This window comes from Bdellovibrio sp. ZFWA1 (assembly GCF_056175665.1).
Map to the genome: position 1 here is coordinate 1380621 of NZ_JBJKJH010000001.1, position 24219 is coordinate 1404839.

The window sequence follows — 24219 nt, forward strand, 5'->3', positions numbered from 1 at the left end:
TATAAATTATGTGGCGAACAATATTGAATTAACAGATCAGCAAGCGCAGGCTCTCGAGATTTTACGCTCGGGGGAAAACGTTTTTTTGACGGGCGGAGCTGGCAGTGGGAAGTCATTTTTGATTCGCCATTTTATGCGAGAGTTGGATCCTAAAACGATGCCTATTCTTGCAAGTACGGGGGCGGCGGCAGTTCTATTAGGCGGCCGTACCTTTCATAGTTTTTTTGGTCTTGGAATTATGGATGGTGGTCCTGATGCCACCTACGAGCGCGCATCAAAAGACAGTCGATTGATGGCCCGTCTTCGTAAAGTAGAGGGTGTGATCATCGACGAGGTTTCGATGATTTCGGGTGCCGCCTTAATGATTGCAGAGGCCTTGGCGCAAAAAGCGCGGGACTCGAGACTTCCTTGGGGTGGAATGCGAATTATCGTGGTTGGTGATTTCGCACAACTTCCTCCGGTTGCTAAAACCCCCCAAGATCGGGATTGGTGTTTTTCAAATTCAGTTTGGAATAATTCGGGATTTCAGAGTGTCTTGATGACTCACAACAAGCGGGTCGACGATGTTCATTTCTTAGATGTATTGTCTGATATCCGACATGGACTGGTCAGCGAGCGCGTTCGTGATTTTTTAAACGATCGCATTCAGGTCCATGATCAAGATCATCCTGGAACTCGTTTGTTTGGCCGGAAAGATATTTCCGAAGCTTTCAATCGAAAAAAACTTGATGAAATTAATGAAGAAGAAGTCGAAATAGATTCAATTTATTTTGGTGATGAAAAGCATATGCAGGCCTTAATGAAGTCTGCGCCGGTTCCACCTAAACTATGTTTGAAAATTGGCTGCCGTGTGATGTTTTTGCAAAATGATCCCCAAAAGCGTTGGGTTAACGGGACTCGGGGATATGTGACCGATATCTTGACTGATAAAATTGTTGTCAAAAAAGACAATGGACGCGAAGTTCAAGTTGAAAAGAGCAGTTTTGCTTACCAAGATGCGGATGGAAATGTATTGGCCTCTGTCATTCAATTCCCCCTTGCGTTGGCTTATGCCACAACGATCCATAAAAGCCAGGGTGCAACATTGGAAGACCTGTGGTGTGACATCAGTCGACTTTGGGAGCCTGGGCATGCCTATGTGGCTTTGAGTCGATTAAAATCTGCTGACGGCTTGCATCTTATCGGTTGGCATCCACGTTCTGTTATAGTGGATCCTCGGGTTTTAGATTTTTACAAGCGCATCGCAGCCGAAAACCTGATTACTTGAATAAATACTCGGGCAGGGGTACCTTCAGGCTTCGGAGGTAAGTATGTCCTTGATCACAGAAAATAATCCTGTGGGATTAGATGGCGTGGAATTTATAGAGTATTCGGGACCTGATGCTCATTATTTTGAAAATCTATTTAAAAAATTGGGCTTTTCTGAAATTGCATCAATGCATGGAAAGAATATTCGTTTATTTCGCCAAGGTGATATTAATTTTGTATTGAATTGTGAACCTCAGACCTTTGCGACTCAATTTGCTCAATCACATGGTCCTTGTATCAGTGCAACGGGCTTCCGAGTTGAAGACGCGAATAAGGCTTTTGAAATTGCGATTTCCCGAGGAGCAAAAGCTTATGATGGTAATGATCATCAAAAAGGAGCGGCTCCATTTCCAGCAGTTTATGGAATTGGCGATTCTTTGATCTATTTTATCGATAAGAAGAATGCCCAGAAACTTTATACTGAAATTTTCCATGTGCCTGCAGATAAACCAACGCCAAAAGGTTTTGGATTGTTTGGAGTGGATCACTTCACTAACAACGTGCCTCGCGGTGAAATGCAAAAATGGTGCGATTTCTACACGAAAGTATTCAACTTCCGTGAAGCTCGTTACTTCGATATTAAGGGTCGCATGACCGGATTGTATTCAAAAGTAATGCGCAGTCCCTGCGGTAAGTTTTCAGTTCCTATCAATGAACCAGCAGATGGCAAGTCTCAGATTCAAGAGTATCTTGATGAATATAAAGGCTCTGGCATCCAGCATTTGGCTTTGATCACCGAGGACATTGTGCAGACGTTGGAAACTATGAAGGCATCAAATGTCGAGTTTTTGACAGCACCTCCTCATTCTTACTACCAAGCACTGAAAGATCGCGTACCAAATGTTTCTGAAGACGTAGATCGTTTAGAAAAAAATGCCATTCTTGTTGATGGTGATTTTGGTGGCTACTTACTGCAAATTTTTACTAAAAATGTCATTGGTCCTATTTTCTATGAATTGATTCAACGTAAAGGTCACGATGGATTCGGAGAAGGAAATTTCCAAGCCTTGTTTGATGCTATCGAGCGCGATCAGATGGAACGCGGATACTTGAGTAAGGGGTAAAAGGTGTTTCAATATTCACAGGGCAAGCACAATACGCAGGGGCATAAGGCCATTCCAGAGGGCTGTTACGAAGAAGAGCAGGGGCGCAAAGGTTTTTTTGGCCCGGTATCGCATCTTATAAAGCCCGAGCCTTCGACGCGCTGGACGGAAATTGACGGCCCTTTGCGGCCTCATCTTTATGACGTTGTTGAGCTGAAAAAGAACTATGGCCAATGGGAGCGCATGTTCTACAATTCAGACGTGGCAATTTATAATTTGTGGCTTAAGCCACAAGTGGCCACCGAGCTATCTAGTGTGCGTAATGCCGATGGTGAAACACTTTACTTTGTTCATAAAGGCAATGGCGTTGTCCTGACCGAGTATGGAATGCTGAAATTTACTCCTGGTTCGTACATCAATTTACCTAAATGTCTGCACCATACTTTTGTTGTCACTGAGGAAACGAATCTATTGGTTATTGAATCGAAAGCTAGTAGTTATCGGGAACCCGAGCGCGGTATGGTGGGTAGAAATGCTTTCTATGATACCGAAGCTTTTGGAAGACCAAATTTAGAAGAGCAAGCTAAGTTCATTAAAGACAACAAAATCAATGTGACTGAAATTGTCGTACGCCGTGAAGAGACCACTACCAAGTTTAAGTACGAGGCCAATGTTTATGATGTTGTTGGTTGGAAAGGTGATTATTGGCCGTTCACATTGCACATTAAAGACTTGATGCCAATGCTGAGCGCTCGTGTTCACTTGCCTCCGTCAGCGCATACAACGTTTGCTGCTAACGGCTTTGTAGTGTGCACGTTCTTGCCGCGTCCTTTGGAAAGTGATGCCGATGCACTGAAAGTGCCGTTCTATCATCAAAATATCGATTATGATGAAATTTTATTTTATCACGACGGGAACTTCTTTAGCCGTGATAATCTTCATGCTGGCATGATCACTTTGCATCCAGCGGGGTTTCCTCACGGGCCTCATCCTAAAGCCGTAAAGAATGTGAATACTAAAACTCATACTGATGAAGTTGCGGTTATGATTGATACTTGGAAGCCGTTAAAAATTGACGAGCGTATGGGTTCAATTGAAGTGAAAGAATATTGGGCTTCATGGAAATCAAAATAGGACAAAAACTAGATTCGGATCAGGCAATGCGTTTAGCAATTGCCGAAGCATATAAAGGGGCCACGCGAGTGAGCCCTAATCCTTTAGTGGGATGTGTGGTTCTAGATTCGAATGGCGGGTTTTTATCCAAAGGGCATCATGAATTTTATGGTGGTCCCCATGCTGAAGTGAATGCTTTAAAAGGACTTTCTCTAGAACAACTTCAGTCCGCTCATATTTTCGTCACGCTTGAGCCTTGTGCGCATGAGGGTAAGACACCTTCTTGTGCAAAAGCGATTGCGAAATTGCCAGTTTCTAAAGTGACTTTCGGGTTGGTGGATCCCAACCCGTTGGTTGCCGGTCAGGGTGCTCAAATTATAAAAGATGCGGGTATCCAGGCCGAGCTTTTTACTTCCCAAGATGCTTCTTTATTGGAAGAGTTGGAAAATGTATGTGAAGCCTTTCTTTGGAATTTTCGCCATAAGCGGCCTTTTGTTGCCGTTAAGGTGGCGACCAGTTTGGACGGACAAATCGGCCTTAAAAATGGTGAAAGTAAGTGGATTACCGGCCCAGAGTCCCGAGAGTATGTTCATTATCTACGGGCTTGTTATGATGCTGTCTTAGTTGGTAAAGGTACTATTCAGGCTGATGACCCATCTTTGAATGTTCGTCATCCATCAATTGAAAAGCAGAATCAAGTTGTGGTTCTTGATACGGATGGCGAGCTATTGTCAAAATTTTCTAGTTTGCAAATTACGAAGGTTCACGCTTCCGAAAGAATTTTCTGGTGTGTTGCTGAACAGGCTCGAGCTCGAGTCGAGTCAATGCTGGCTAATTTGGAACTTAGACCGCAGGTAGTTTTTATCAAGACAACATTGCTTGGTGGCTTGGATTTAGATGATCTTTTGCTGAAGCTTTATCAGTTTGGGTTGCGTTCTCTTTTTATTGAGGGAGGCGCACAAACGGCTTCTCAATTTGTAGCTGAAGATAAGGTGAATCGTGTTTATATATTTCAGGCTCCTATTTTAATTGGGGCTGGGGGCGGTCTTTCGTGGACCAAATCAGTTCAAATTCCGTCAATGCAAGAGCGCATTCGTTTGCGAAGTGTTAAGACCTCGACCTTTGGGCCCGATCTGATGTGGTCTGGTCGCTTAAAATAATGAAATAATTTCATCAAAGGGCCATAACAAGAAGCATTAATAGCTTTCGGTCTATGGCTCTGTGGTACACTAGGTCTGCAATCATGAATGATTGCGGAGGTTTTTTCACTTATATGGGTGATGGTAGTAGTAGCGCAGAAGTGCATTCAAAAAGTTCAATAGTTCAGTCCTTAATCAAAGAGTGGTCCTTGTTTTGGGCCTCGATCACAGAAGACTTCGATAATGATAAAGACCTAGAGTTGCCGGAAGGCAAACTGCAGGCCCTTTCGTTACAGCAGATTCGTGAAATGATGAAGGCGTTAAGTCAAGATCGTAAAGCTCTGAATCAAGAGCTAGAGCATATTAAAGAGCAATTAGATGAAGCCAGCAGTAAGCTTGAAACTGTAAAGTTGATTAACGGCGATGTTGAATCAAATATGAATCACATCGATCAACTTCACGATATTGGGCAGCGTCTATCCGAGGCTTTGCAAAAAATTGACGAGCGTATTCGAGAGGCACGCAGTCGAGAGCAAGATCTTTTGGAAGATGAGAAAATTGTAGATTAGTTTTAAAATAAAAAAAAGAGGGCCTTAGCCCTCTTTTTTTAGCTGTAGTATATCAACCCAGCTCCGTGAATAGTCTTTATCTTTTCTTTTAGATTTGGGATCTTCTTTTTCAAGTTATACAAATGAGTGTCTAGAGTATTTTTAGAAACAGCAGATTTTCCCCAAAGATTGATTTCAATTTGCTCGCGCTCTATTTGTTTATTTTTATTTTCCGTTAGAAGACTAAGTAATTTAAATTCAGTGGCCGTAAGATCAATTTTCTCACCGTTGACTATGGCACAGCGAAGGTCTGAATTTAAAATAAGCTCGGGTTGAGAGTTGATTTTAAGTACTTTATTTACTTTTTCGAGTAATTGGGTGGCGCTAAAAGGTTTTTCTAAAAGAGCCATCACACGAAGATCAAGGGCTTCGATTGCCATTTCTTTTGAAGCAAATCCAGACATCAAAATAGTCGGAGTTTCCTTCGAGGAATTTTCTTTTAGAGTTCGAATCAGTTCGCAACCATTTCCATCAACAAGATGATAGTCGACGACAAGGGCATCAAAAGTTTTTTTGCATAAAATTTGGCAAGCATCTTTGAGGCTGCTAGCAGTTGTGACATTGCCTTTACTGGCCAAGATCATCTGAATCGATTCAAGAAATTCAACATCATCGTCAACAACTAGAAATTGCAGATTATTCATTTTCAAACTCCGTACGAATAATCATACATAATATCAATTTGTTTACAAATCTATTTATGTTTCTGTAACTCTTTCCACTCACGTAGTTTGCGAATGCTCTGTTGTAAGACTGTTTCTAAAATTACGAGTTCTTTTCGGGTGGGAGCATTAGATAAAAGCATTCTTCGCATTACTGTGAAAACGTTGATTCTGCGCTTACTTAAATCAAATCCCATTTCTGTTAGCCAGGTTTTTAGAGTCTCTTCAGGAAACACATCTGCTCGACCTAAGTCGGTGATTCGGCCTTTTTGTTGCCCATCAAGCTGAGTGCGTTTTCCGCCCCAAGATCGACGCAGGTCGTACATAGCAATTAGGGCTGCCTGAGCTAGGTTGAGGCTCCAATTGTCTCCAAATGTGGGAATGCAAGCGCAGTAGTGGGCAAGTTCGGTGTCTTCATTTGAAAGCCCCCAATCTTCGGGGCCAAAAATTAAATGAACGTAAACCGGAGATTCACTGCTTACTTGAAACTGAGGCGCCTCGTCGCGAATAAAATCATACACCTCGCGAAGGTCTCGCACGGTACGTCCTTTTCCATCGCGGGCTGTGAATGCGACTCGTATGGACTCGGGCTCGTTTTTATAAAATTCTTCCCAGCTGGAATAGACAATTCGATTTTGTAAGCCGTTTTGCCCCGTGGCTGCCGTTTGTTGTGCTTCGTAGGTGATCTCACACTGAGGCGCAATCAAGATCAATTGATCGATACCCATGTTGCTCATAGCGCGCGAGACGGCACCAATGTTGCGCTCGTACAAGCTGCGAACTAAAACTACTCTAATGGAAAATGGTCGTTTCATAAAATTCCGGCTAAATTCAAACCATCTTGGATTGTAGGTCGAATCTGCTCGGAATTTCGGCCTAACTCTTCAAGATGGGCTAATACCTTTGAAGTAAGGGTCGAGTTCTTATCACGATTAATTAATAATTCAAACATTTCTAGAAACAACAGCCATTCAGCAGGGAACTCCGATGTCGCCTGTGAAAAAACAACCTGAAGTCTGTCGCTTAAAGCATTTCCTGACAAATTCGCTTCGCGAGTTGAACGCACATTTTGATATAAATCAAAAAGTCTTTTTTGAGTTTCTGAGTAAACAGGGGCTGGTACCTTTTTTGCCACGAAGTCGTCAGTTTCTCCAAAGGCAGGGCGATCTGCTGGCCCACCGAAGACTGTAGGGATTGAAGTTCCTAAAGCAAGGTCGTAAGTTCCCCACGAAGGATCGAACAGTATAGTGTCGTTCAAGGTCGCTTTGGCATTTTTCAAACTTAGAATTAGTTGTACTCCGTTGAGTTCATACCAAGTCAAAATCTGGCCGGTAATTATAATGCCTGATTGGAATTTCAGCTCGATTGAGGCCTCGGGTATCCATCCTCGAGACTTTACATCTGAAGTGCTTAGCTTATGTAAGCAAGTGCCATCTGAAAGTTTCCCTACAGGAGTTCCAAAGCCGTTAAGATGGTGTTGAGTTCCTTGATGAGGGATCTCTTTGTCATTAAAGCTTAACTGACATGGTCCTGAAAACTTAAGATAGGACGCATTGCCGGCAGAGTCCGTCAGGATCTCGGTGGCAATGCCAGAGATTTGAATGCCCGAATCAAGTTGAACGGTATTGACGCTTTTTGCTTTAATGATTTTGTGTACCGACTCAACTCCGCCTTTACGAAAAGCCATGTTGGCCGCCATTTCGTCAAGAACCTTGTGCAGAGTTTTGAAATCCGGGGCTACAAATAGTTGAGGTTGTGGCTCGGTAATGTCGTAGCCTTGCTTGATGCAATCAACTGTCAGTGGAATCTTTTTTACTTTGTCGGAGAGGCACCACTTCGATTCGCCGACACTTGATAGAAGTCCGGCGCCAAAAATTTTAGGATTTTTGATGTCTCCAATTAATCCGTACTCGGCGGTCCACCAATTCATTCTAGAAAGTTCGGTGGCTTCTGAAATATCAGAGATACTTTTGGAAACTTTATTTAAGTGCTCTTCTGCTTGTTTAATCTGCTCAGGGGTTGAAACTGGATTTTCTTTAATGTCGCTTAAATCACGAATGGCTTCATAAAGATCAAGATCATCTTTTGAGATAATCGCTTTTCTAGCAACTTGCGAATATTTTTTAAGGTATTCTGCGAACTCCGGATGAATTAATATGGGTGCGTGTCCTGCTGCCTCGTGAACGATATCAGGTGCCGGTGTGTACATTAAATGATCGACGGTTCTCATATCGCTTGCGATAGGTAAAACACTGAGAGCCTGAAGCTCCATGAATGCTGCTGGAGGAATAAATCCAGAGACAGGGAGGGCTCGCCATCCGAAGCCTTCTAGCTTTTCACTGACCTCGGAAATCTTTGGAATCCGTTCAACATCAATGCCTGTTTTTTCAAGTCCATCTAAATAACATTCATGGGCATGCTTACCTAAGAATGCGCGGAGCTGACGTAGGATGTATCTCCAGCAAGCTTGATCAATTGGCGTGTATTTGTCGTAATTTTGCTCGACAACGTACTTTCTTAAGTGGGGAGGCAATGCGTGAGCCATGATTATCTCCTAAAGCTGTGGATCTTGTTGGCTAAGATAGTTTTGAACATAATCGGCCACTGCTTTATCCAAAGGCCACTTCGAGGGACTCATTCCAGCCTTAGCCCATTTTTCAGTTTTTGCTAACGTGAAATATTGATATTGGCCGCGAATATTTTCTGGCATTTCAAGCCAGTTGATTTTGATATCTTTGTTCATTGCCTTAAAGACCGCAGAAGCAAGATCTAGCCAAGTATGGGCTTTACCGAAGCCCATATTATAAATTCCATTAGTCGGTTTTTTATTCATGAGTTCTAGAATCCAACCAGAGACTTCTTTGACATAAACGAAATCGCGTTTTTGTTCTCCGTCCTTGTAGTCGGGATGGTAGGACTTGAATAGGCCCAAGCTGCCAGTATCTTTGATTTGATGGAAGGCTTTGTAAGCAACACTCGACATCGAACCTTTATGGTATTCATTCGGACCAAATACATTGAAAAACTTCAAGCCGTACCAATGAGGTGGAGTCGAGGCGGCTTTAAGCGAGTAACGATCCGAAAGAACTTTTGATTCGCCGTAAAGATTCAGGGGTTTTAAAAGTTCCGGAGAGGTTTCGTCATCAAAACCTAAAGTTCCATCGCCGTACGTGGCTGCACTCGAGGCATAAATCAAACCTTTCTTGTGAGTCGCACACCAATCAAAAAGACGATTTGAATACTCGGTGTTGTTTTCATCAAGGAAGGCTTTATTGGTTTCAGTTGTCGAAGAGCAGGCGCCCATATGAATAATCCATTGGACAGACTTTTGAGCTTCTGGTGTTGCTAGAAAATTCCAAATTTGGTTTTTATCTAAAAAGCGTGAGTATTGCCTTTTGCTAAGAAGATTTCTTTCATTCAAACCAATAGAGTCGACGCAGATAATATCTTTGTAACCAGCTTGATTCAGCTCCCAAACTATAACACTTCCGATGAATCCGTTGGCTCCAGTGACGACGATCATTTTTGGCTCCTTTTGTGTACAGGTAAATCTTTCAAAAAAATCAACTTTTCTCAATGATTTTAAAGGCGCTGACTGAGTGCTGAATGAACTTATTTCCAAGGCATTGCGCCATCTTGACGCAATTTGGCATTGAATATAGCTTTCGCTGGATTAGCGCGAAATAAATGGGAGTAGGTATGCGAGTTCTTTTTATCGCAATGGCGGGGATTTTATTTTCATTGGGGGCATACTCCCAGTCGACCCTAATTTGGAAAATTACAAAGCCTTCTTGGGAAAAACAAGACGAGATCGAGTGGCAAGAGTTTGTCGGTCGTATTGGTTTGGCTGTTGAAAATAGACAATGTGCCAAAACTTCAGATTGCTTGAAGACGAATGCGAATCCTTATCGGGGATCGGATCCTGCGTCGCTTTCGATATTTTCTGATTGTGCTGACTTGCCTTACATTTTGCGCGCTTACTTTGCTTGGAAAAAAGGTCTTCCATTTTCAATTGTTCAGATTGTAAAGCCTCATGCGGAAAATGGATTTTTCACCAAAGATGTTCGGTACAATAAATTTGGCAACAAAGTCGATACTCGATTGGATTTCACGACAAAGAAAGCTCGTCTAAGCTCTTCTTTGCAATATCCCAACGTTTTAGAAATCTTAACTGAAACAATACCTCAGAGTGTCTCTTCTGGAACTCTGCGTATTTCTGGAAGCTTCGAGGACGACACACTGTTTGCAGATTTTTATCCTGTAAAATTAGACAGGGAAGGTATTGCTCCAGGGACTGTCATCTATGATCCCAATGGGCATGTTGCTGTTGTTTACAAGATTACCAAAGATGGTCGGGTATTTTACATCGATGCTCATCCGGATAATTCTTTAACGATGGGAATCTTCAATCCAAAATTTGTTCGAAGTCATCCTGGACAAGGTGCGGGATTTAAAAAATTTCGTCCTCTGTATTTAGAGGGAGCTCAGAAGAACGAGCAGGGAGCTTGGGTTGGCGGATTCGTGCGTGGAGTAAAGAATAATCAGCTTCATGATTACTCTTTAGAGCAGTTCTACGGCAACACCAATGTGAATCTTTCCGACTGGAAGCAGGGTTCTTTTTTATTGGCGGGAAGAAAATTAAGCTTTTATGAGTACTTGCGAAATAAAGTTTCCGAGGGGCCCTTGGTTATAAATCCTATCGTAGATATGAAGACGATGGTTCGAGATTTATGCGTTTCGGTTCAAGATCGCGCAATTGCAGTTCAGGAATCTATTAAGTCAAAGCTGCATCTTAAAGCGCATCCGGTGAAGTTGCCTGAAAATATCTATGGTACTTCTGGAGAGTGGGAGACCTACTCAACGCCGTCTCGTGACGCGCGTTTGAAGGTTTCATTTGTAGACCTGTTGGCAGAAACTAGGGCGATGCTGGCGAAACATGTTCAACAAGACCCAACTGTGCAGTATTCGGGGACTCGGTTGGCGCAAGATCTTTTGGATACTTACCTACAAGAGGCTGAAAGTTGTGTTGTTCAATATCAAAACTCGAATGCGGAAATCATCACATTGAATCTGGAAGATGTTCGCCGTCGCCTTTATAGCTTGAGCTTTGATCCCTATCATTGTCCCGAACTGCGATGGGGAGCTTCAGACTATATTGAACTTCAGTCTTGCCGGGACGACGCAAATAAACGGGAATGGTATCGAAGACAGCGTTGGCTTCGTTATCAATCCGAACGCAAATACGATGCAAAAATGGATTATTCGTTAGAGCAACTAGTTGGACCACTACCGTCTGCAGGAGTTGCGGCTCCCGAAGATGTTGATATTGTGAAATTTTTAATTAATTGGACAAATAACTGAATTCGGATTACCAATTAATTAGGTGTTTATGCCAAGCTTTAACGAACTATTTCCAACTCGCAATCTTCATATGCGGCTTCTTTTTGGGGCATACCTTTTGCGTAAGCGCACAGAGCTTGGATTTACAAAAACTGCGGTGGCTTTAAATTGTCTTATGACTGTTAAAAAATACAGTCAGTTGGAGGCTGGAGCTACGGCTTTTAGCGAAGAGCAATTTAATAAGTTGGTCGAAACCTTGGACTTAGAAGCTGATGATTTGATTGAGTTGAGTCAGATTTCAAAAGTGCGAGTCATTAACGAAGTTGCCGAAGCCTTATGCGAGAACTTTCCGTCATGACCAAACGAAAAGAACGCGAATTTTACGAACAGCAGCTGAAAAAACTAGTCGCTAAGACAGGGTTGCCGCTTCGTCGTTTGCCAGAGGTTTTAGATAAAAGCTCTGAGCAAATTTTAGGTTGGTGGAGTGATCGTCTTCACCTACCTGTTAAGCAAGAGCATTTTAACCGTCTGCAAGGAATCCTTGGGATGGATGGGGAGTCGCTATTACTAGAGCGCTATGATGTTGATTTAGCTCGTAAAAGAATTTTCGAAGACGTTTGCGTGTTGCCCGAGCGTTATTCGGTTAATCAAAATTCATTTTTGAGAACATCTTATCACATCATTAAATATCTAATTTTGACTCGCGGGCAAAAGTTCGCGGACGATATCTTATATAAGCTGAATGTGTCTCCGTTGATCTATCAGGATCTAAATACGCGAGTAAATTTAAATTTCTTTGTTGATCTTTTAGATGCTGTAGCCAAGGCAGGATTAAGTCGAGAGGAAATGGACAGTCTTTCTAGTGTTATGTTTTTGACGATGCATGAAACCAGAATTGGGCAAATCGTCGGAGCGGCCGAAGATGTTCCGGATGTGTATTCATTGCTTTCGAAGAATTTTGAGTTCTTTGATACGAATTTTGATTATTCAAGTCAGTTCGTCGGCAAAAAATATCATTTAAAAACTGTTCTGCCACTTTCAAGGCATAAGGATATTGCAGAACAGAACGAAAGTATTATGCGCTTAATGCGCTATCGTCAAATTTTGCTGGCTTGGTTTCCTTATCTTGTTGGCATGAATCCGTTGTTTCCGGCCACGCAGTTTAATATTAAAGGCGGTAAACTGGTGGCCGAGTATGAATTTAATTTGGATTTAAATCCTAAGCTGCTCGATTTCAATGAGTTGACCCCGGTGTTTTCAGGGAACTGACCCCCCCGGAGCGTAGCGACGCTGCTTTTTATTTCAGCAAATTTTCTTTTTCAATAGTTTTTCCCGCAGGAAGTTTTCTTTGCAATTTTTCCCGGAAGTTTGGGCCTTGCAAATGGATCTTCTGACTTGGGTTCAACAGGCGATCTACGATGGCTTCGGCAATTACTGGATCTTCAAAAAGTTTCAGCCAACCCTTAGGCTCAACCTGAGAGGTCACGATCACCGATCCCTTGCGATGACGGTCTTCTAAAATATCAACCAGAACAGTAGCTTCCTCGTGCGTATAGTTTCGAAGTCCAAAGTCATCAAAGACCAGAACCTTTGATTGAGTGAGCTTGCGAACATAGTTGAGATATTTGCCACTGGTTCTAGCTGCAAGAACTTCTTCAAACATAAAGTTCATAGGTAGAAACACCGCCGAGATATTTTCTTGGCACAGCTTGCGGCCAATTGCCATTGAAAGATGAGTTTTGCCTTGACCTGTTTTTCCTACGATCAAAAGATTTTCCAGTGCGTGGAAAAAGGAAAGTCCTGCCAACTCACGCAGCTTTGGTTTCGTTATGCCGCGATCTGCGGACATATCCCAGTCTTCTAAGTCAACCTGGCTGCGGAATTTTGCTCGCGCCAAGAGCGCTTGTGCGGATCTGTTCTTGCGATTGCAAACTTCGTCCTCGAGTATAAGGCGCAAAAATTCTAGATGCGATAATCCTTTGCCACTTGCCTCAAGGGCGCGTTGTTCAAAGGCTGCGTGTACACCGAATAGCCGCAGCTGATGTGCAACTTGCCTGACTTGTTCATTCATAAAATATTCCTTTCGTTAGTGTTGGTGATGTAAGTGAATTGTTTCGGCATCTCGTTTGGGAACTGTTGATAATCTTCGGTGGCCATTTTGTTGGTATTGTTCTGCGACGGACTTGATGTAGGCATATTGAGTTCTATTAAATTTCATTCCCATTTGGGCGGCATACTCCAGAGACTCTTTTGATACTTTCTTGCTTTGCTGAAGACGTAAAATTCCTTGAACTCTTCTAAGCAAGTGCAGAGGGCGATCGCCAGAGATAAGCTGTTCTACAAGTTTTGTAGTTTCCGGACCAACCTTAGCCGCCTCTGCCAATGCGTGCTTCACTTCAAATCTTGCGACCGCGAGCTTCTGTTCTGGGTAGTGACTTTCCACGGTTGAATAAAGATCATGTCCAGTCAGCTTCGCGTGTACTGCGATAGATTCAAGATTAGTGTTGAAAATCTCGATCATCTTATTTTTGAGGCGAACTTTCACGGAGTGACCAATGTATTCATGAGGAACGGAATAAAACCGTTTATTCACTTGCACATGGCAGTCAGCATGAACCTTTGCCTCCTTCCAATTTGAGACTTCAAAGGACTCCAAAGCACACGGAAGAAGGAGCGGCAATTCAGTTGCAAAGCGCTCTCTACGAGTGACGCCGTAGTCTTTCATTACTGTTGTATTCAAGTGATCACAGTATTTGCGAAACTCAGAATTAAGTTCTACCAAAGAGTAAAAAGTTTTATCTCTGAACTCTTGGAAAAACTGACGCTGAACAACGCCGTTTGCGGCTTCATTCTTAGCCTTGTCACGTGGGCTATAGGGCCTTGCTGGAATAACTGCGAACCCCCAGTGGTTTGAGAATTCAACGAAACCAGGGTTCACTTCTGGATCATAAATATGAGCCGTTTTGACTCCAGGTTTTAAATTATCAATTGTTACATACGGCGTGACGCCACCGAAGTAACGAAAACAATTTTCCATTGCGCGAATTAAATTGGGTTGTTTCTGGTCTTCGACGAACTCGCCAAATGTTAAGCTGCTAAAAGCCAGTACGCCGCAAAGAAGCTGTGTCTTAGTTTTCACGCCAGTCTTTCGATCTGTGATGTACAAGCCGTCGGTGAAATCGAAAAAAGTCTTCTCCGCAGGCTTGTGGTGAAGAACCATTGTGACTTTTTTGTTTTCTGGAAACTGCGAACGATAGTAACGCCAGAACTTCAAATAACTGACTTCGTTAGCATCAGTGTTTTCCCGATGAAGAATGTTGAATTGTACGCCTCGTCCCACTTGAAATCGGACGTTGTCCCAATTGATTTTCTGAGCCCACGCTGGAGACTCTGATGTCGCTAGTGACGACTCAGACTCTTCTAATATTTTTTTCACTGTGTTGCGTGCGATCTTCAATGTTCGCGCGATGGCCTTCTTGCCTTTGCCTTGCTTTTTTAGTTCTAGAACTTGATTGCGAATTTCCACACTGGTCCTCATTTTGGCCATGCCCACCCCCAGAGGAGGGCTGCCACAGGTAATATCCAATGTCGTTAACGCTCATGGTCTGATCCCTCAGATCAAATATAGAGGGGTCAATTCAGTGAAATTGAGGGGGTCAACTCCCTGAAATCAGGGGGGTCAGCTCGTTGAAAACGAGGGGGTCAACTCGCATGAAATCGGGCACCTAAGCCGCTTTCTCGTTTGGAATTGGTGTAGCCTTGTATTCTTTAAGAGTTCTTTCTGCGAACTGAAAAAGACTATACGGGCTGGCAAATTTATCTGGAAATACTTCGAAAGCACTTTGAATGAGTTCCCGATGGGAATCAAAAAGCATCTTTGCGTGTTCAAGATTAAACTGACTCATTAAAATAAGCTTGTGAGGGCATTGCACGGCCGGGTGAATGAACTGCCCGGTATCTTCTAGTTTACCGACTGAGTGAAGCCATCGTGAAGCGTTGTATTTTTCGTTCGTACATCCGACAAAATTATCGTATCCAAATCTAAGTAAGTTCATAGTAACTAGAAAATATCCCAAGTCAGAAAGATTGAGCCCAGAATTCTTCTTAGAGTAGTCAGGATTTACAAACCAGGCATTGCAATCAACAAGTTGAGGATGTTTAGTGAAAAAGCTTTGAAATTGATGCTGGCTTTTCTCATCTAAAGTTGGGATTAGATTCATCAGTGGAGTTTCTAAGCGATGCTGCTGAGCCCTATGGTAATAAGTGGTCCGAATAGCAAAAATCAATTTCGGTTCGTGAAGTCGAGTCGTATCATAAATGAGGTAGTGGGTGCCTATCATGTCATGTTTATCCATAACGACGTAGTTTTCATCCGTACGTAGGAAGTTCTTTTGTTTTTCGAATAGGATATCGCCTAGCATTTTTTGGGCAGTCGGATTGTCTAATTGTTCTTTGGTATAGTCTAAAATTGCTAGTCTAAAGTTTTGCATTAGGTTTCCTTTGGCGAAGCCGATAATATTTCTAATTGTTTCTTTTCTTTCGGCAGGACATGATGGAACTAAACAATTTTAAGTGACTAAATTAAGTCTAGTTTTATATTCCAGTGGGGTTAGCATGGGCACAGCCGAGACATACAGCGAACTATTTAATAGAAATTGGCCAATAATTCCTAAGTCCGTGCAGGGGCAGATTAGTCAAATGAAGATCGCCGTTGCAGGTTGTGGATCGACGGGTGGGGCCTTTATTGAGGGTGCTACACGCCTAGGGATTACATATTATCACCTGGCTGACAATGGCAGCTACGAGCTTTCCAATCTTAATCGGCAGATGGTGACCCAAGATGAAATTGGTCTTAATAAGGCTATCGCTAACTCAAAAAAAATTCTTAAGATTAATGAACATGCCACGACAAAGTGCTGGGACCAGGGTTTGACTCCGGAAAATATAGATGCCTTTTTAGACGGCGTGGATTTTCTATTTGATGCTGTTGATGTGACAACTCCCTCGGGCATCCAAATGAAACTACTTTTGCATGAAAAAGCCGCACAGAAGAAAATCCCGACAGGATCTGCTTTGGACTTAGCCTACACCCAGTGGCTAAAAAGTTATAACTATCACTTGGGTGAGCAGGCGTTGCACGGCCGTTTGGCCGAAGCCAGAAAGATAAACAATCCTTTAAAATCATTGATCGTGGGATTTGCATCCATTGAAGAGATGCCTTTGGAAATCAGCGATGAAATTATCCGTCTCATGAAGAACCCAAATGAGAGCGCTTGTCAGTTGGCGTGCGCTTGCTTTCTTCTTGCTGGTATGGTGACTCCTTACTTGATTTCTTTTGTGAAAACGAACAGACTTCCACCATTGACTGCTATCGATCTGATTGGTTTTTTTGAAACTTCAGAAGAGAAGGCAGAGCGCAAAAGAAAAACTTCTGAAAGTCATGCTGCTTTAAGGCAGCTACTTTTGGAGCTAAACTAGTTTCGGGGATTATGAATTCTCAAAAATATCTATTTTTACATTATGGACCAGGCGGTAATGCGGGATTAGAACGTTTATGGCTGAACGACTGGAGTGAGGTAGAGTTTTGGGATCGTCCCGGACTTCCCGAGGAACAATTAAGTTTAGAAAATGTGGCTCGTTCTGTTTTTGACAAGTGGAATTCAGGTCAATATGAGGGAGTTATTGCTCATAGCTTTGGGTTTAATTTGTATCTGCTAATGCAGTCTAAATTTCCAATCAAACCACGCAAGCTTATAGTGCTTGCGCCTGTTTTGGATGTTTCGATGGGCTTTGCAAGCTTTGCTCGAAAGATGGAAATGGATAAGCCGGCACAAGTTTTAGAAAAATCCATGAAAGGCCGTCGCTACGGGGCGCCTTTGGATACCGAAGAACAAATGATGTTTTGGGGTTTAATCCAGACTATTCTGGGTGACCCGAATTATTTCAAATTATATTGGGCGCAAGATTCTAATCTACAAAAATTTTTAGATTTAGCTGCTCAGATCAAACCATTGCATTTTCCTTCCTGGCAAAAGCTGATCAATGAATCATTGAGCGTTGATTGGTTAAGTATTTTAACTAATTCCCAATGGAAGGCTTCTATTAATCAACTTATTCTTGGGGCGAAAGATCCTTATTTCCTTACAGCGTCTGAACAAAAGAATTTTTGGGAGCAGTGGGGCTTCGAGGTAGAAGTTATTACTGAAGTGGCTCATTACCCTCATTTAGAAGCCTCTTTGGCCTGTAAAAAATACCTATAAAAGTGGGTTGGTAAATCCTTATTTTCCTTGGGTAACCGAGGAGATTTGTGTCTAGTTGATTTACAGCTTGGAAATTCCTTCTTGATATGGCGACAAAATTTGGCTCTTTTGAAAATGGTCAGGGTTTGGCTGGGCATAACGCTTGCTTTTATTCCTTCATGTACTTGGAGGCCGGGTGGCGCGTTACTTACGATTGTCTTTTTTATCATTGACTATTCTGACGTTGGGTTTGTCCCTTCAGTATTGGCGTCGTTCTCAGGTCGTACGTAAGTCTTCCGAGGTAAAGGCGATTGAAGTCTATTGGACTGAAACCGGTATTGCCATTGATAAAGCCTCAGATCTAATTAACGACCGCAGCTGTGTATCGTCCGAGCGCTACTTCCTTTCATGTATAAATGGCCTTTTGAATGCCGCCGAAAAACATAATTTAGATCTGCAAACAAATGGTCAGTTGATCGCTTTACATGATTTGGGTTTGGCATCAGAAAAGGCACTACTCGAAAAATGGAAAAACTGGTTTAGGTCTCATCGCGCCGAAGCGGCAAGCTTTCCTTACGCTAAAATTCTTCAGAATTTGGTTAATAAAAAGAGTGAACTTAAAGAGCTGACAACGGGTTTAGCTATTAATGGTTTTATCTCTGTGTTCCGCGACCCGCATACTTACATTATGCCTTTAAGTTATTATAATGAAGTTGTGTCTCAGACTGACAGTAAGAGTTCGGCTCTGGGGATTGTGTTGGCTAAAGACGAGCGAAACTATTTTGTTCGCAAGGTGCTAGAAAAGAGTCCTGCAGAAAGCGCTGGATTACGTAAGGGCGACATTATTTTAAAAGTGAATGAGCGCAAAGTAGAACATTTAACTTTGGCGCAGGTATCAGACTTACTTAAGGGAAAAGTTGGGGACGAAATTGTAGTCTCTGTTCAGCGGCAAGAGCAAAAAGTCGAACTTGAGTTGGTACGTACAATTTCCCGCATTCCCACGGTCACCCATCGTATGGTTGAAGGCTTGCGGCCCGTAGGTTTGATCACAATCAATAAATTTGCGACGGGGACCTGCCAAAAGGTTCAGAGTTCTTTGGAGGATTTGTTAGAGCAACGAATTAAAGGTCTTCTTTTGGACCTTAGGGATAATCCAGGTGGACAAATGGAAGAGGCGGCCTGTGTTGCGGGGCTTTTTCTTGGTAAAGATAAAAAAATCTTCGAGTTAAGATACTTGGATCCTGCAAAAGAGGTGGAGTCTTATAATAGTCCGGTTGATCAGGTTTATGATGGTCCAGTGGCAGTTTTGGTGAACTCTGGTTCTGCCAGCGCGGCGGAAATTGTAGCTGGAGCACTTCGTGATTGGGGACGTGCTGTGATGGTCGGAGAAAGAACCTTCGGTAAAGGTTCTTTCCAAGAAGGCGAAGTTTGGTCTGAAAATGAAAGCCTAGCTTTATTCCAAACCAAAGGATTTTATTATCTTCCTTCGGGGAAGTCGCCTCAGCTGTTTGGTATTGAGCCTGATGTAAAAGTGTCTTTCCGTAAGAGCGTTGTATCCCGAGAGTTGGATCAGTACTGGAGTCCACTGACGGCGCCTCCGCGAAAACCTTGGGTGGGCGATATGATTGCTAATCATTCTTCTGATTGCTTGGGAATGGAAGAACTGACGTCAAATGACTTGGAAATTGATACCGCGAAAGAATCTTTGTTTTGCTCGGCTTCGGTGGCTGGAGGGCAGTTATGATCACTACAGAAATTTTTAAAAATAAATTTATACCGTCCAAGAAAAAGTCAGACAAGCTGATGATCGTTCTTCATGGGCGTGGTGATAGCATTCGTCCGTTCCGGAACTTTAACAAAGAACTTGAAATGCCCGAGATGAACTATCTTTTACTTGAAGCGCCCAGAAAATTTTTAGATGGTTATTCCTGGTATGGTGAGCCTCCTTATCAAGCTCAGGGTGTCTTACGTATTCGAGAGAAATTGTTCACGTTGCTTCAAGAGCTAGAAATGCAAGGTTGGAAATCTGAAAATATTTTCCTTTTTGGCTTTTCTCAGGGATGTTTAGTCAGTGCTGATTTGGCGATGTCGTTTCCCAAAAAGTTAGGTGGAGTTGTTGGTATCAGTGGATACTTCCACTTTTTTCCGCGTTGGAAGAAAGATTTGACTCGAGATTCGTTGAAGACTCCTTGGTTGTTTACTCATGGAACAAAAGATGATGTTTTGCCAATTGAAGATACTAAGTTTGGTGTCGAACAATTGGAAGAAGCTGGTTTTGAGGTCAAATGGGTCGAGATGGAAAAAGAGCATGTTTTAGAAGATGGAGAGTACCCCATCATTCGATCTTGGATTCGCGAGAATCTTAAAGGTCTTCAGTAGGACAGGTAAGCGTCTCGGAGTGAGACGCTTTTTTTATATATAACATTAATTTTCAGACAAAATCAGTAGGCTGATCTTCATCAGTTTTTGATGATTCCGAAAAGTAGCATGACTTGGAGGATTTATGTCAAAAGAGCTATTTGTTTGGGATCAGAACCGATTTTCTGTTCACGTTGATGATATGGATAAAGAGCATCAGGTGCTTATTGGCTACATGAATAAGTTGTATCAACTTCACAATGATAAGGCGTCAACAGCCCACCTTCAAAAGGCTATCGATGACATGGTCAAGTTTACCCTGAAGCATTTTGCGGACGAAGAGGCGTATTTTTCAAAGATTCCTTATCCTCAGGCTGAAGTGCATAAAAAAATCCATAAAGACCTTGTCGAGCGACTTACCGGGCATATTGATGCATTTAAAAAGAAAGGTCATTTAGACGAGGAGTTCTTTGCCTTCTTAAAAACTTGGCTTGCTGCCCATATCTGCGGCATTGATCGCAAGTATGGTGAGATTGGATCGAAAAAAACTGCCTAGGTCCAGCAAACAGATATAACTCTTGCATATGTGAATGCATTTACATATAATTTACATATGCAAGAGACTCGCAAGATTATTCACGTCGATATGGATTGTTTCTATGCCGCCGTGGAATGTAAATACCGCCCAGAACTTAAGGGAAAGCCGCTTGGAATTGGCGGCCCGCCGGATTCACGGAGTGTTTTGTGCACTGCAAGTTATGAGGCTCGAAAGTTTGGAGTCCGGGCTGCAATGCCTTCCTCGTTGGCAGTAAAGCTTTGTCCTCAGCTTATTTTGGTGCCACCTAATTTTTATCTCTATAAAAAAGAAAGTGCTGCTGTTCGTAAGATTTTTGAGCGCTTTACTTCTATTATCGAGCCGCTCTCTTTGGATGAAGCTTATCTTGATGTTACAGGATGTCGCGATTTTGGTGGCAGCGCCACTTTGATTGCACAAGAAATTCGCCGACAGATTTATTCGGAGTTGCATTTAACGGCGTCAGCTGGTGTTGCTTCCAACAAATTTTTGGCAAAAGTTGCTAGTGATTGGAATAAACCCAATGGTCAATTTGTTGTGACCCCAGATATGTCTTTTCAATTTGCCTCTCAATTAAAGGTTGGAAAAATTTTTGGTGTTGGGAAAGTGACCGAAGAGAAAATGAATTCTTTAGGTTTATTTACTTGTGCTGATGTTCAGCAGTGGGATCTTCTGAAGCTGCGCCGTCATTTTGGTTCTAGAGCCCAAGAGTTGTATGATTTCTCTAGGGGGGTGGATTATCGCCCGGTTATTACTGATTGGGAGAGAAGGTCATTAAGTGTTGAAGAGACTTTTGATAAGGACTTGGATAGTCTGGCAGCCGTAAAGAAAGTTCTGCCGGATCTTTACCAAGAATGGTTGCGTCGGATATCGAAGGAAGACGAGAGCATAAATATTCGTGGTGCAGTTGTTAAGTTGAAATTTCATGATTTCAAGACAACCACTCATGAGATGTCATTTCGGGGGACTCCAACTCTGGATGTTTTCGAGAATCTGCTTGAAAAGGCTTTTCTTCGACGGTCCGAGGCTGTGCGGTTGGTGGGAATTGGTGTTCGCTTGGGGTCTGACTCTGAGTCGGGTAAAGATGTTAACCAGTTGTCTCTGTTGGACCTAGCAAAAGCTTTGTAGGTTTTTGACTGCTTTCTGCTTTTTTACTAGATAAGTTGGCCCTAAGAAAAATAAATTATTGGCATTTCCTGCAAATTATATTTAAATTTACTGGTCTTTTCGATTGTGGGCTAGTGGCGCAGCTGGGAGCGCGCTTGCATGGCATGCAAGAGGTCGTCGGTTCGATCCCGATCTGGTCCACCAACCCAATAGATAGGCGAACTCTTGGACGAAAAAAATCCATGGGTTTGCGAAGAAAGAAATGAATGGCCATCGGTACTAAACCCCGATGGCTTTTTCGTTTTAACCTGATGATCAATCAAATTTTTAGACTCACCCAAATGATAAAAAAGTTTTATCCCTGAATCCGTTAATACCATTTGCTGAAAAAGAGCATTCAAAAGTTTCTTTTGAAGGTGAGGCTTTGTCTTTTTTAAGGAGCTTTTGATGGCCTTAACATTGGCTTCAATGTACTTTTTAGAGCCATCAAGTTGATGAGCATTTTCATCAGCTATTACTTCTGCACTTAGTTCACGTTCAAGATTTTTCTTTTTATCGGCTAACAATTGAAGTTTTTCTTGGATAAGTTCAGATCCAGCAGAACCAGAGGCCATATTGGTAACTAACTTAAAAATAGATTCAATTTCTTTTTCAGTTTTTTCAATAGCTTTTTTAATGGTCTCGATTTTGTATTTTGTCGCCTTTTTATCAACACCTAAACTTTGTTCAATGTTTTTTTCAATTTGTTCTAAATACCCCGGCTCACTTAAAACTATATCCAAATGTTTTAAAATAGCGGTTTCAATTTCATCAGCAGAAAATCGTTTTACAGGGCAATTAATTTTTTCGCCAACAACTTGTCGGTGCCCATAATAACGATGAACTTGGCTTTTGCCATGTGCTGATTGTCCAATAAGTGCCATACCACAATGGCCACACTTCACAATTCCAGAAACAAGAAATATTCTTTTCTCCCCACCATCAAAGCGTTTTCTTTCTTTCAAGTGGGCCTCTGCCATTCGCTTTTGAACTCTCGCAAATAACTTTTCATCAATAATGGCATCCCAAGCCGCAGGAACAATTTGGTATTGTTGCCACGCTTTTAAATACTCTTGTTGCTCATTTTTATTTCCAATATTGACTTCACGTTTTCCAATATAAGCATAATTTTTTAAAATATTTTGAATGGCATTTAATGTCCATCGGCCATCTTTAATGTGGCGATATTTTCGGCTGCCCCAATCTTTTCTCTTTTCACATTCCTTAGTGAGTTGATCTGCTATAGCGTTTTGACTTTGGCCTTCGTCGTACAATTTAAAAATCTTTTTGACCAATTCAGCTTCAGATTCATTAACAATTCTTTTGCCGGGATTGGATGGATCACGATCATATCCAAGCAAAGGACTACCGCCATTAACTAGACCGCGCATTGCTCGCGAATGGAAGTTCATTGAGATTCTTTCAGATGTTTGCTTTCGTTCAAATTGAGCAAGATTGACCATATTAAAAACCATCATCTCGCCAATTGGTGTACTTGTATCAAATTGCTCTTTGATTGAAAGAAAATTAGCTTTGTACTTACCAAGCTCCTTATATAAATCGCAAAAGTCTGCTATGTTTCTTGAAAGTCTTGATAAATCAGTCACAAGAATTAAATTTATTTTACCAAGTTTTAAATCTCGAATCATTCGTTGATAAGCAGGGCGATTTGTACTGCCTGCTGAGTAGCCGTCATCAATATAAGTTTCAACAACCTTACCCCAGCCTTTTTCTTGGTGTTTTTTCATGTCGATAAAAACATTTATTCGATGTTGCTGGCTTTCAATAGATCCATCAGCAACCTGAGCTTGCTCTTCGGTACTAACACGAACATAGATTCCAATTTTATGCTGCATTTTTAAAATCCTCCATCTCATTTTTCGTAGGACGGCCACGTTTATGTGATGAAATTAAAATACTTGATAATAAATTTTGTACTTCTTCTTTTTTATCTTGAAAGTCATATTCATTTAAATAGACGGGAATAAGTTCAACTTTGATCTCTTTTTTTAATTTCAAATGGTCAATGGCGTTTTTTACTTTTGCCATTGCTAAACTCCATTTTTGAAAAATTTTATTTAGGCCCATAGCCTTTAAACTCCTCAATAAAATCCAATGCCTTTTTCTTTTGTTGGTCATCAACATATCTTAAAAGACGAATAGTCAAAGCACTTGGCTTACGAAAATCCGTTTCAATGTTCATCATGGTTCGATAGCCTGACAAACAAAGAAATTCTGCAAATTCTTCACGGCTCATTTCAAGTTTTTCTCTGATTCGTTTTACTTCCTTACCATTCACTTCATTAACCCCAAAAAATTCCAGTTGGATCGGCATCTATTTCTTTAATCAATGTATCAATATTAGTGGTTGCTTTTACATTTTTATATAAATGCCATTTACTATTTCTATCACAACAATAGAGAGTCCATTTTAAATCATCATTTTCAAATCTTAACTGAGCTACTGGCATGTGAGTAAATTGTGATGGGTCATTCCATACAGGTCTAATTTCCAGCAAAGTGACATTGTTACCTCTAAATTCAAAATCAAGTCTGACTTTGTCACGAATATGAGGTGGCACTCTGTCGTTGCAAAATTGGATTAGTTTTTTAGAAACAGCGGCTTTTGTTAGTTCAGGTAATGGCATAAAGTTCTCCAAGAGCTATGTCATCAATGATGACATAGCTT

The 24219-nt window shown here is 41.8% G+C and carries 24 protein-coding genes, 1 tRNA gene and 1 pseudogene; 15 read left to right on the forward strand and 11 right to left on the reverse strand.

Going from position 1 to position 24219, the window contains the following annotated elements:
• Positions 1-10: 10 nt before the first annotated feature.
• The 5 genes from AC04MN_RS06645 (at position 11) to AC04MN_RS06665 (ending at position 5172) form a co-directional block, all read left to right on the forward strand.
• Positions 11-1267 (forward strand): DEAD/DEAH box helicase, encoded by a 1257-nt coding sequence (locus AC04MN_RS06645; RefSeq protein WP_475382403.1) that lies wholly within the window; start codon positions 11-13, stop codon positions 1265-1267.
• A 43-nt stretch (positions 1268-1310) separates the two neighbouring features.
• Positions 1311-2372: a 4-hydroxyphenylpyruvate dioxygenase gene (gene hppD / locus AC04MN_RS06650; protein WP_475382404.1), complete on the forward strand. Its 1062-nt coding sequence runs from the start codon at positions 1311-1313 to the stop codon at positions 2370-2372.
• A gap of 3 nt (positions 2373-2375) precedes the next feature.
• On the forward strand, positions 2376-3485 hold the full coding sequence (locus AC04MN_RS06655) for a homogentisate 1,2-dioxygenase (RefSeq protein WP_475382405.1): 1110 nt from the start codon (positions 2376-2378) through the stop codon (positions 3483-3485).
• Positions 3470-4624: a bifunctional diaminohydroxyphosphoribosylaminopyrimidine deaminase/5-amino-6-(5-phosphoribosylamino)uracil reductase RibD gene (ribD, locus tag AC04MN_RS06660; RefSeq protein ID WP_475382406.1), complete on the forward strand. Its 1155-nt coding sequence runs from the start codon at positions 3470-3472 to the stop codon at positions 4622-4624. The genes AC04MN_RS06655 and ribD overlap by 16 nt, the downstream gene beginning before the upstream one ends.
• An 83-nt stretch (positions 4625-4707) precedes the next feature.
• Positions 4708-5172, forward strand: a complete 465-nt coding sequence (locus tag AC04MN_RS06665; RefSeq protein ID WP_475382407.1) for a hypothetical protein — start codon at positions 4708-4710, stop codon at positions 5170-5172.
• Between the two features lie 38 nt (positions 5173-5210).
• On the opposite strand, the gene AC04MN_RS06670 is transcribed toward AC04MN_RS06665, so the two are convergent.
• The 4 genes from AC04MN_RS06670 to rfaD are packed head-to-tail and all read right to left on the reverse strand — an operon-like array spanning position 5211 to position 9396.
• Positions 5211-5855 (reverse strand): response regulator transcription factor, encoded by a 645-nt coding sequence (locus AC04MN_RS06670; protein ID WP_475382408.1) that lies wholly within the window; start codon positions 5853-5855, stop codon positions 5211-5213.
• Between the two features lie 50 nt (positions 5856-5905).
• Positions 5906-6688 (reverse strand): RNA methyltransferase, encoded by a 783-nt coding sequence (locus tag AC04MN_RS06675; protein WP_475382409.1) that lies wholly within the window; start codon positions 6686-6688, stop codon positions 5906-5908.
• Entirely contained in the window at positions 6685-8418 is a 1734-nt protein-coding gene (locus tag AC04MN_RS06680; RefSeq protein WP_475382410.1) for an aromatic amino acid hydroxylase, read from the reverse strand. The genes AC04MN_RS06675 and AC04MN_RS06680 overlap by 4 nt, the downstream gene beginning before the upstream one ends.
• A 9-nt stretch (positions 8419-8427) precedes the next feature.
• A complete protein-coding gene (gene rfaD / locus AC04MN_RS06685; RefSeq protein ID WP_475382411.1) occupies positions 8428-9396 on the reverse strand; it encodes an ADP-glyceromanno-heptose 6-epimerase in 969 nt (322 codons plus the stop codon).
• Positions 9397-9572: 176 nt separating this feature from the next.
• Here rfaD and AC04MN_RS06690 point away from each other — a divergent pair, with 176 nt between their 5' ends.
• From AC04MN_RS06690 to AC04MN_RS06700, 3 genes are read left to right on the forward strand one after another with little or no spacing between them, the layout of a single operon-like run.
• Positions 9573-11234 carry a hypothetical protein gene (locus AC04MN_RS06690; RefSeq protein WP_475382412.1) on the forward strand — a complete coding sequence of 554 codons (1662 nt, stop codon included), beginning with the start codon at positions 9573-9575 and terminating at the stop codon, positions 11232-11234.
• A gap of 28 nt (positions 11235-11262) precedes the next feature.
• On the forward strand, positions 11263-11571 hold the full coding sequence (locus tag AC04MN_RS06695; protein ID WP_475382413.1) for a helix-turn-helix domain-containing protein: 309 nt from the start codon (positions 11263-11265) through the stop codon (positions 11569-11571).
• Positions 11568-12482, forward strand: a complete 915-nt coding sequence (locus AC04MN_RS06700) for a hypothetical protein (protein WP_475382414.1) — start codon at positions 11568-11570, stop codon at positions 12480-12482. The genes AC04MN_RS06695 and AC04MN_RS06700 overlap by 4 nt, the downstream gene beginning before the upstream one ends.
• A 28-nt stretch (positions 12483-12510) precedes the next feature.
• Here AC04MN_RS06700 and istB read toward each other — a convergent pair whose 3' ends face one another.
• The 3 genes from istB to AC04MN_RS06715 all read right to left on the reverse strand — a co-directional run bounded on the left by istB (position 12511) and on the right by AC04MN_RS06715 (position 15703).
• A complete protein-coding gene (gene istB / locus AC04MN_RS06705; protein ID WP_475382415.1) occupies positions 12511-13284 on the reverse strand; it encodes an IS21-like element helper ATPase IstB in 774 nt (257 codons plus the stop codon).
• 15 nt (positions 13285-13299) lie between these two features.
• On the reverse strand, positions 13300-14760 hold the full coding sequence (gene istA, locus AC04MN_RS06710) for an IS21 family transposase (protein ID WP_475382416.1): 1461 nt from the start codon (positions 14758-14760) through the stop codon (positions 13300-13302).
• A gap of 178 nt (positions 14761-14938) precedes the next feature.
• Positions 14939-15703: a hypothetical protein gene (locus tag AC04MN_RS06715; protein ID WP_475382417.1), complete on the reverse strand. Its 765-nt coding sequence runs from the start codon at positions 15701-15703 to the stop codon at positions 14939-14941.
• 124 nt (positions 15704-15827) lie between these two features.
• On the opposite strand from AC04MN_RS06715, the gene AC04MN_RS06720 reads away from it, so the two are divergent.
• From AC04MN_RS06720 to AC04MN_RS06750, 7 genes are all read left to right on the forward strand, one after another.
• The gene (locus AC04MN_RS06720) at positions 15828-16691 is read left to right on the forward strand and encodes a ThiF family adenylyltransferase (RefSeq protein WP_475382418.1); all 864 of its coding nucleotides are present in this window, start codon (positions 15828-15830) and stop codon (positions 16689-16691) included.
• Positions 16692-16702: 11 nt separating this feature from the next.
• Complete coding sequence (locus AC04MN_RS06725) at positions 16703-17473, forward strand: hypothetical protein (protein WP_475382419.1); 771 nt, start codon at positions 16703-16705, stop codon at positions 17471-17473.
• 175 nt (positions 17474-17648) lie between these two features.
• A complete protein-coding gene (locus tag AC04MN_RS06730) occupies positions 17649-19196 on the forward strand; it encodes a S41 family peptidase (RefSeq protein ID WP_475382420.1) in 1548 nt (515 codons plus the stop codon).
• Positions 19193-19831, forward strand: a complete 639-nt coding sequence (locus tag AC04MN_RS06735) for an alpha/beta hydrolase (RefSeq protein ID WP_475382421.1) — start codon at positions 19193-19195, stop codon at positions 19829-19831. The genes AC04MN_RS06730 and AC04MN_RS06735 overlap by 4 nt, the downstream gene beginning before the upstream one ends.
• Before the next feature lie 124 nt (positions 19832-19955).
• Positions 19956-20366, forward strand: a complete 411-nt coding sequence (locus tag AC04MN_RS06740) for a bacteriohemerythrin (protein ID WP_475382422.1) — start codon at positions 19956-19958, stop codon at positions 20364-20366.
• 57 nt (positions 20367-20423) lie between these two features.
• Positions 20424-21512, forward strand: a complete 1089-nt coding sequence (gene dinB / locus AC04MN_RS06745) for a DNA polymerase IV (RefSeq protein ID WP_475382423.1) — start codon at positions 20424-20426, stop codon at positions 21510-21512.
• Between the two features lie 107 nt (positions 21513-21619).
• Positions 21620-21695, forward strand: a tRNA-Ala gene (locus tag AC04MN_RS06750).
• A 587-nt stretch (positions 21696-22282) separates the two neighbouring features.
• Here the strand turns inward: AC04MN_RS06750 and AC04MN_RS06755 are convergent.
• The 4 genes and pseudogenes from AC04MN_RS06755 to AC04MN_RS06770 form a co-directional block, all read right to left on the reverse strand.
• Positions 22283-23407, reverse strand: a pseudogene (locus AC04MN_RS06755) (recombinase family protein); the annotation flags it as partial.
• Complete coding sequence (locus AC04MN_RS06760; protein ID WP_475382424.1) at positions 23376-23618, reverse strand: hypothetical protein; 243 nt, start codon at positions 23616-23618, stop codon at positions 23376-23378. The pseudogene AC04MN_RS06755 and the gene AC04MN_RS06760, both read right to left, overlap by 32 nt.
• The gene (locus AC04MN_RS06765) at positions 23605-23829 is read right to left on the reverse strand and encodes a helix-turn-helix domain-containing protein (protein WP_475382425.1); all 225 of its coding nucleotides are present in this window, start codon (positions 23827-23829) and stop codon (positions 23605-23607) included. Before AC04MN_RS06765 ends, AC04MN_RS06760 begins: the two co-directional genes overlap by 14 nt.
• 4 nt (positions 23830-23833) lie before the next feature.
• On the reverse strand, positions 23834-24178 hold the full coding sequence (locus tag AC04MN_RS06770) for a DUF3024 domain-containing protein (protein WP_475382426.1): 345 nt from the start codon (positions 24176-24178) through the stop codon (positions 23834-23836).
• Positions 24179-24219 lie beyond the last annotated feature (41 nt).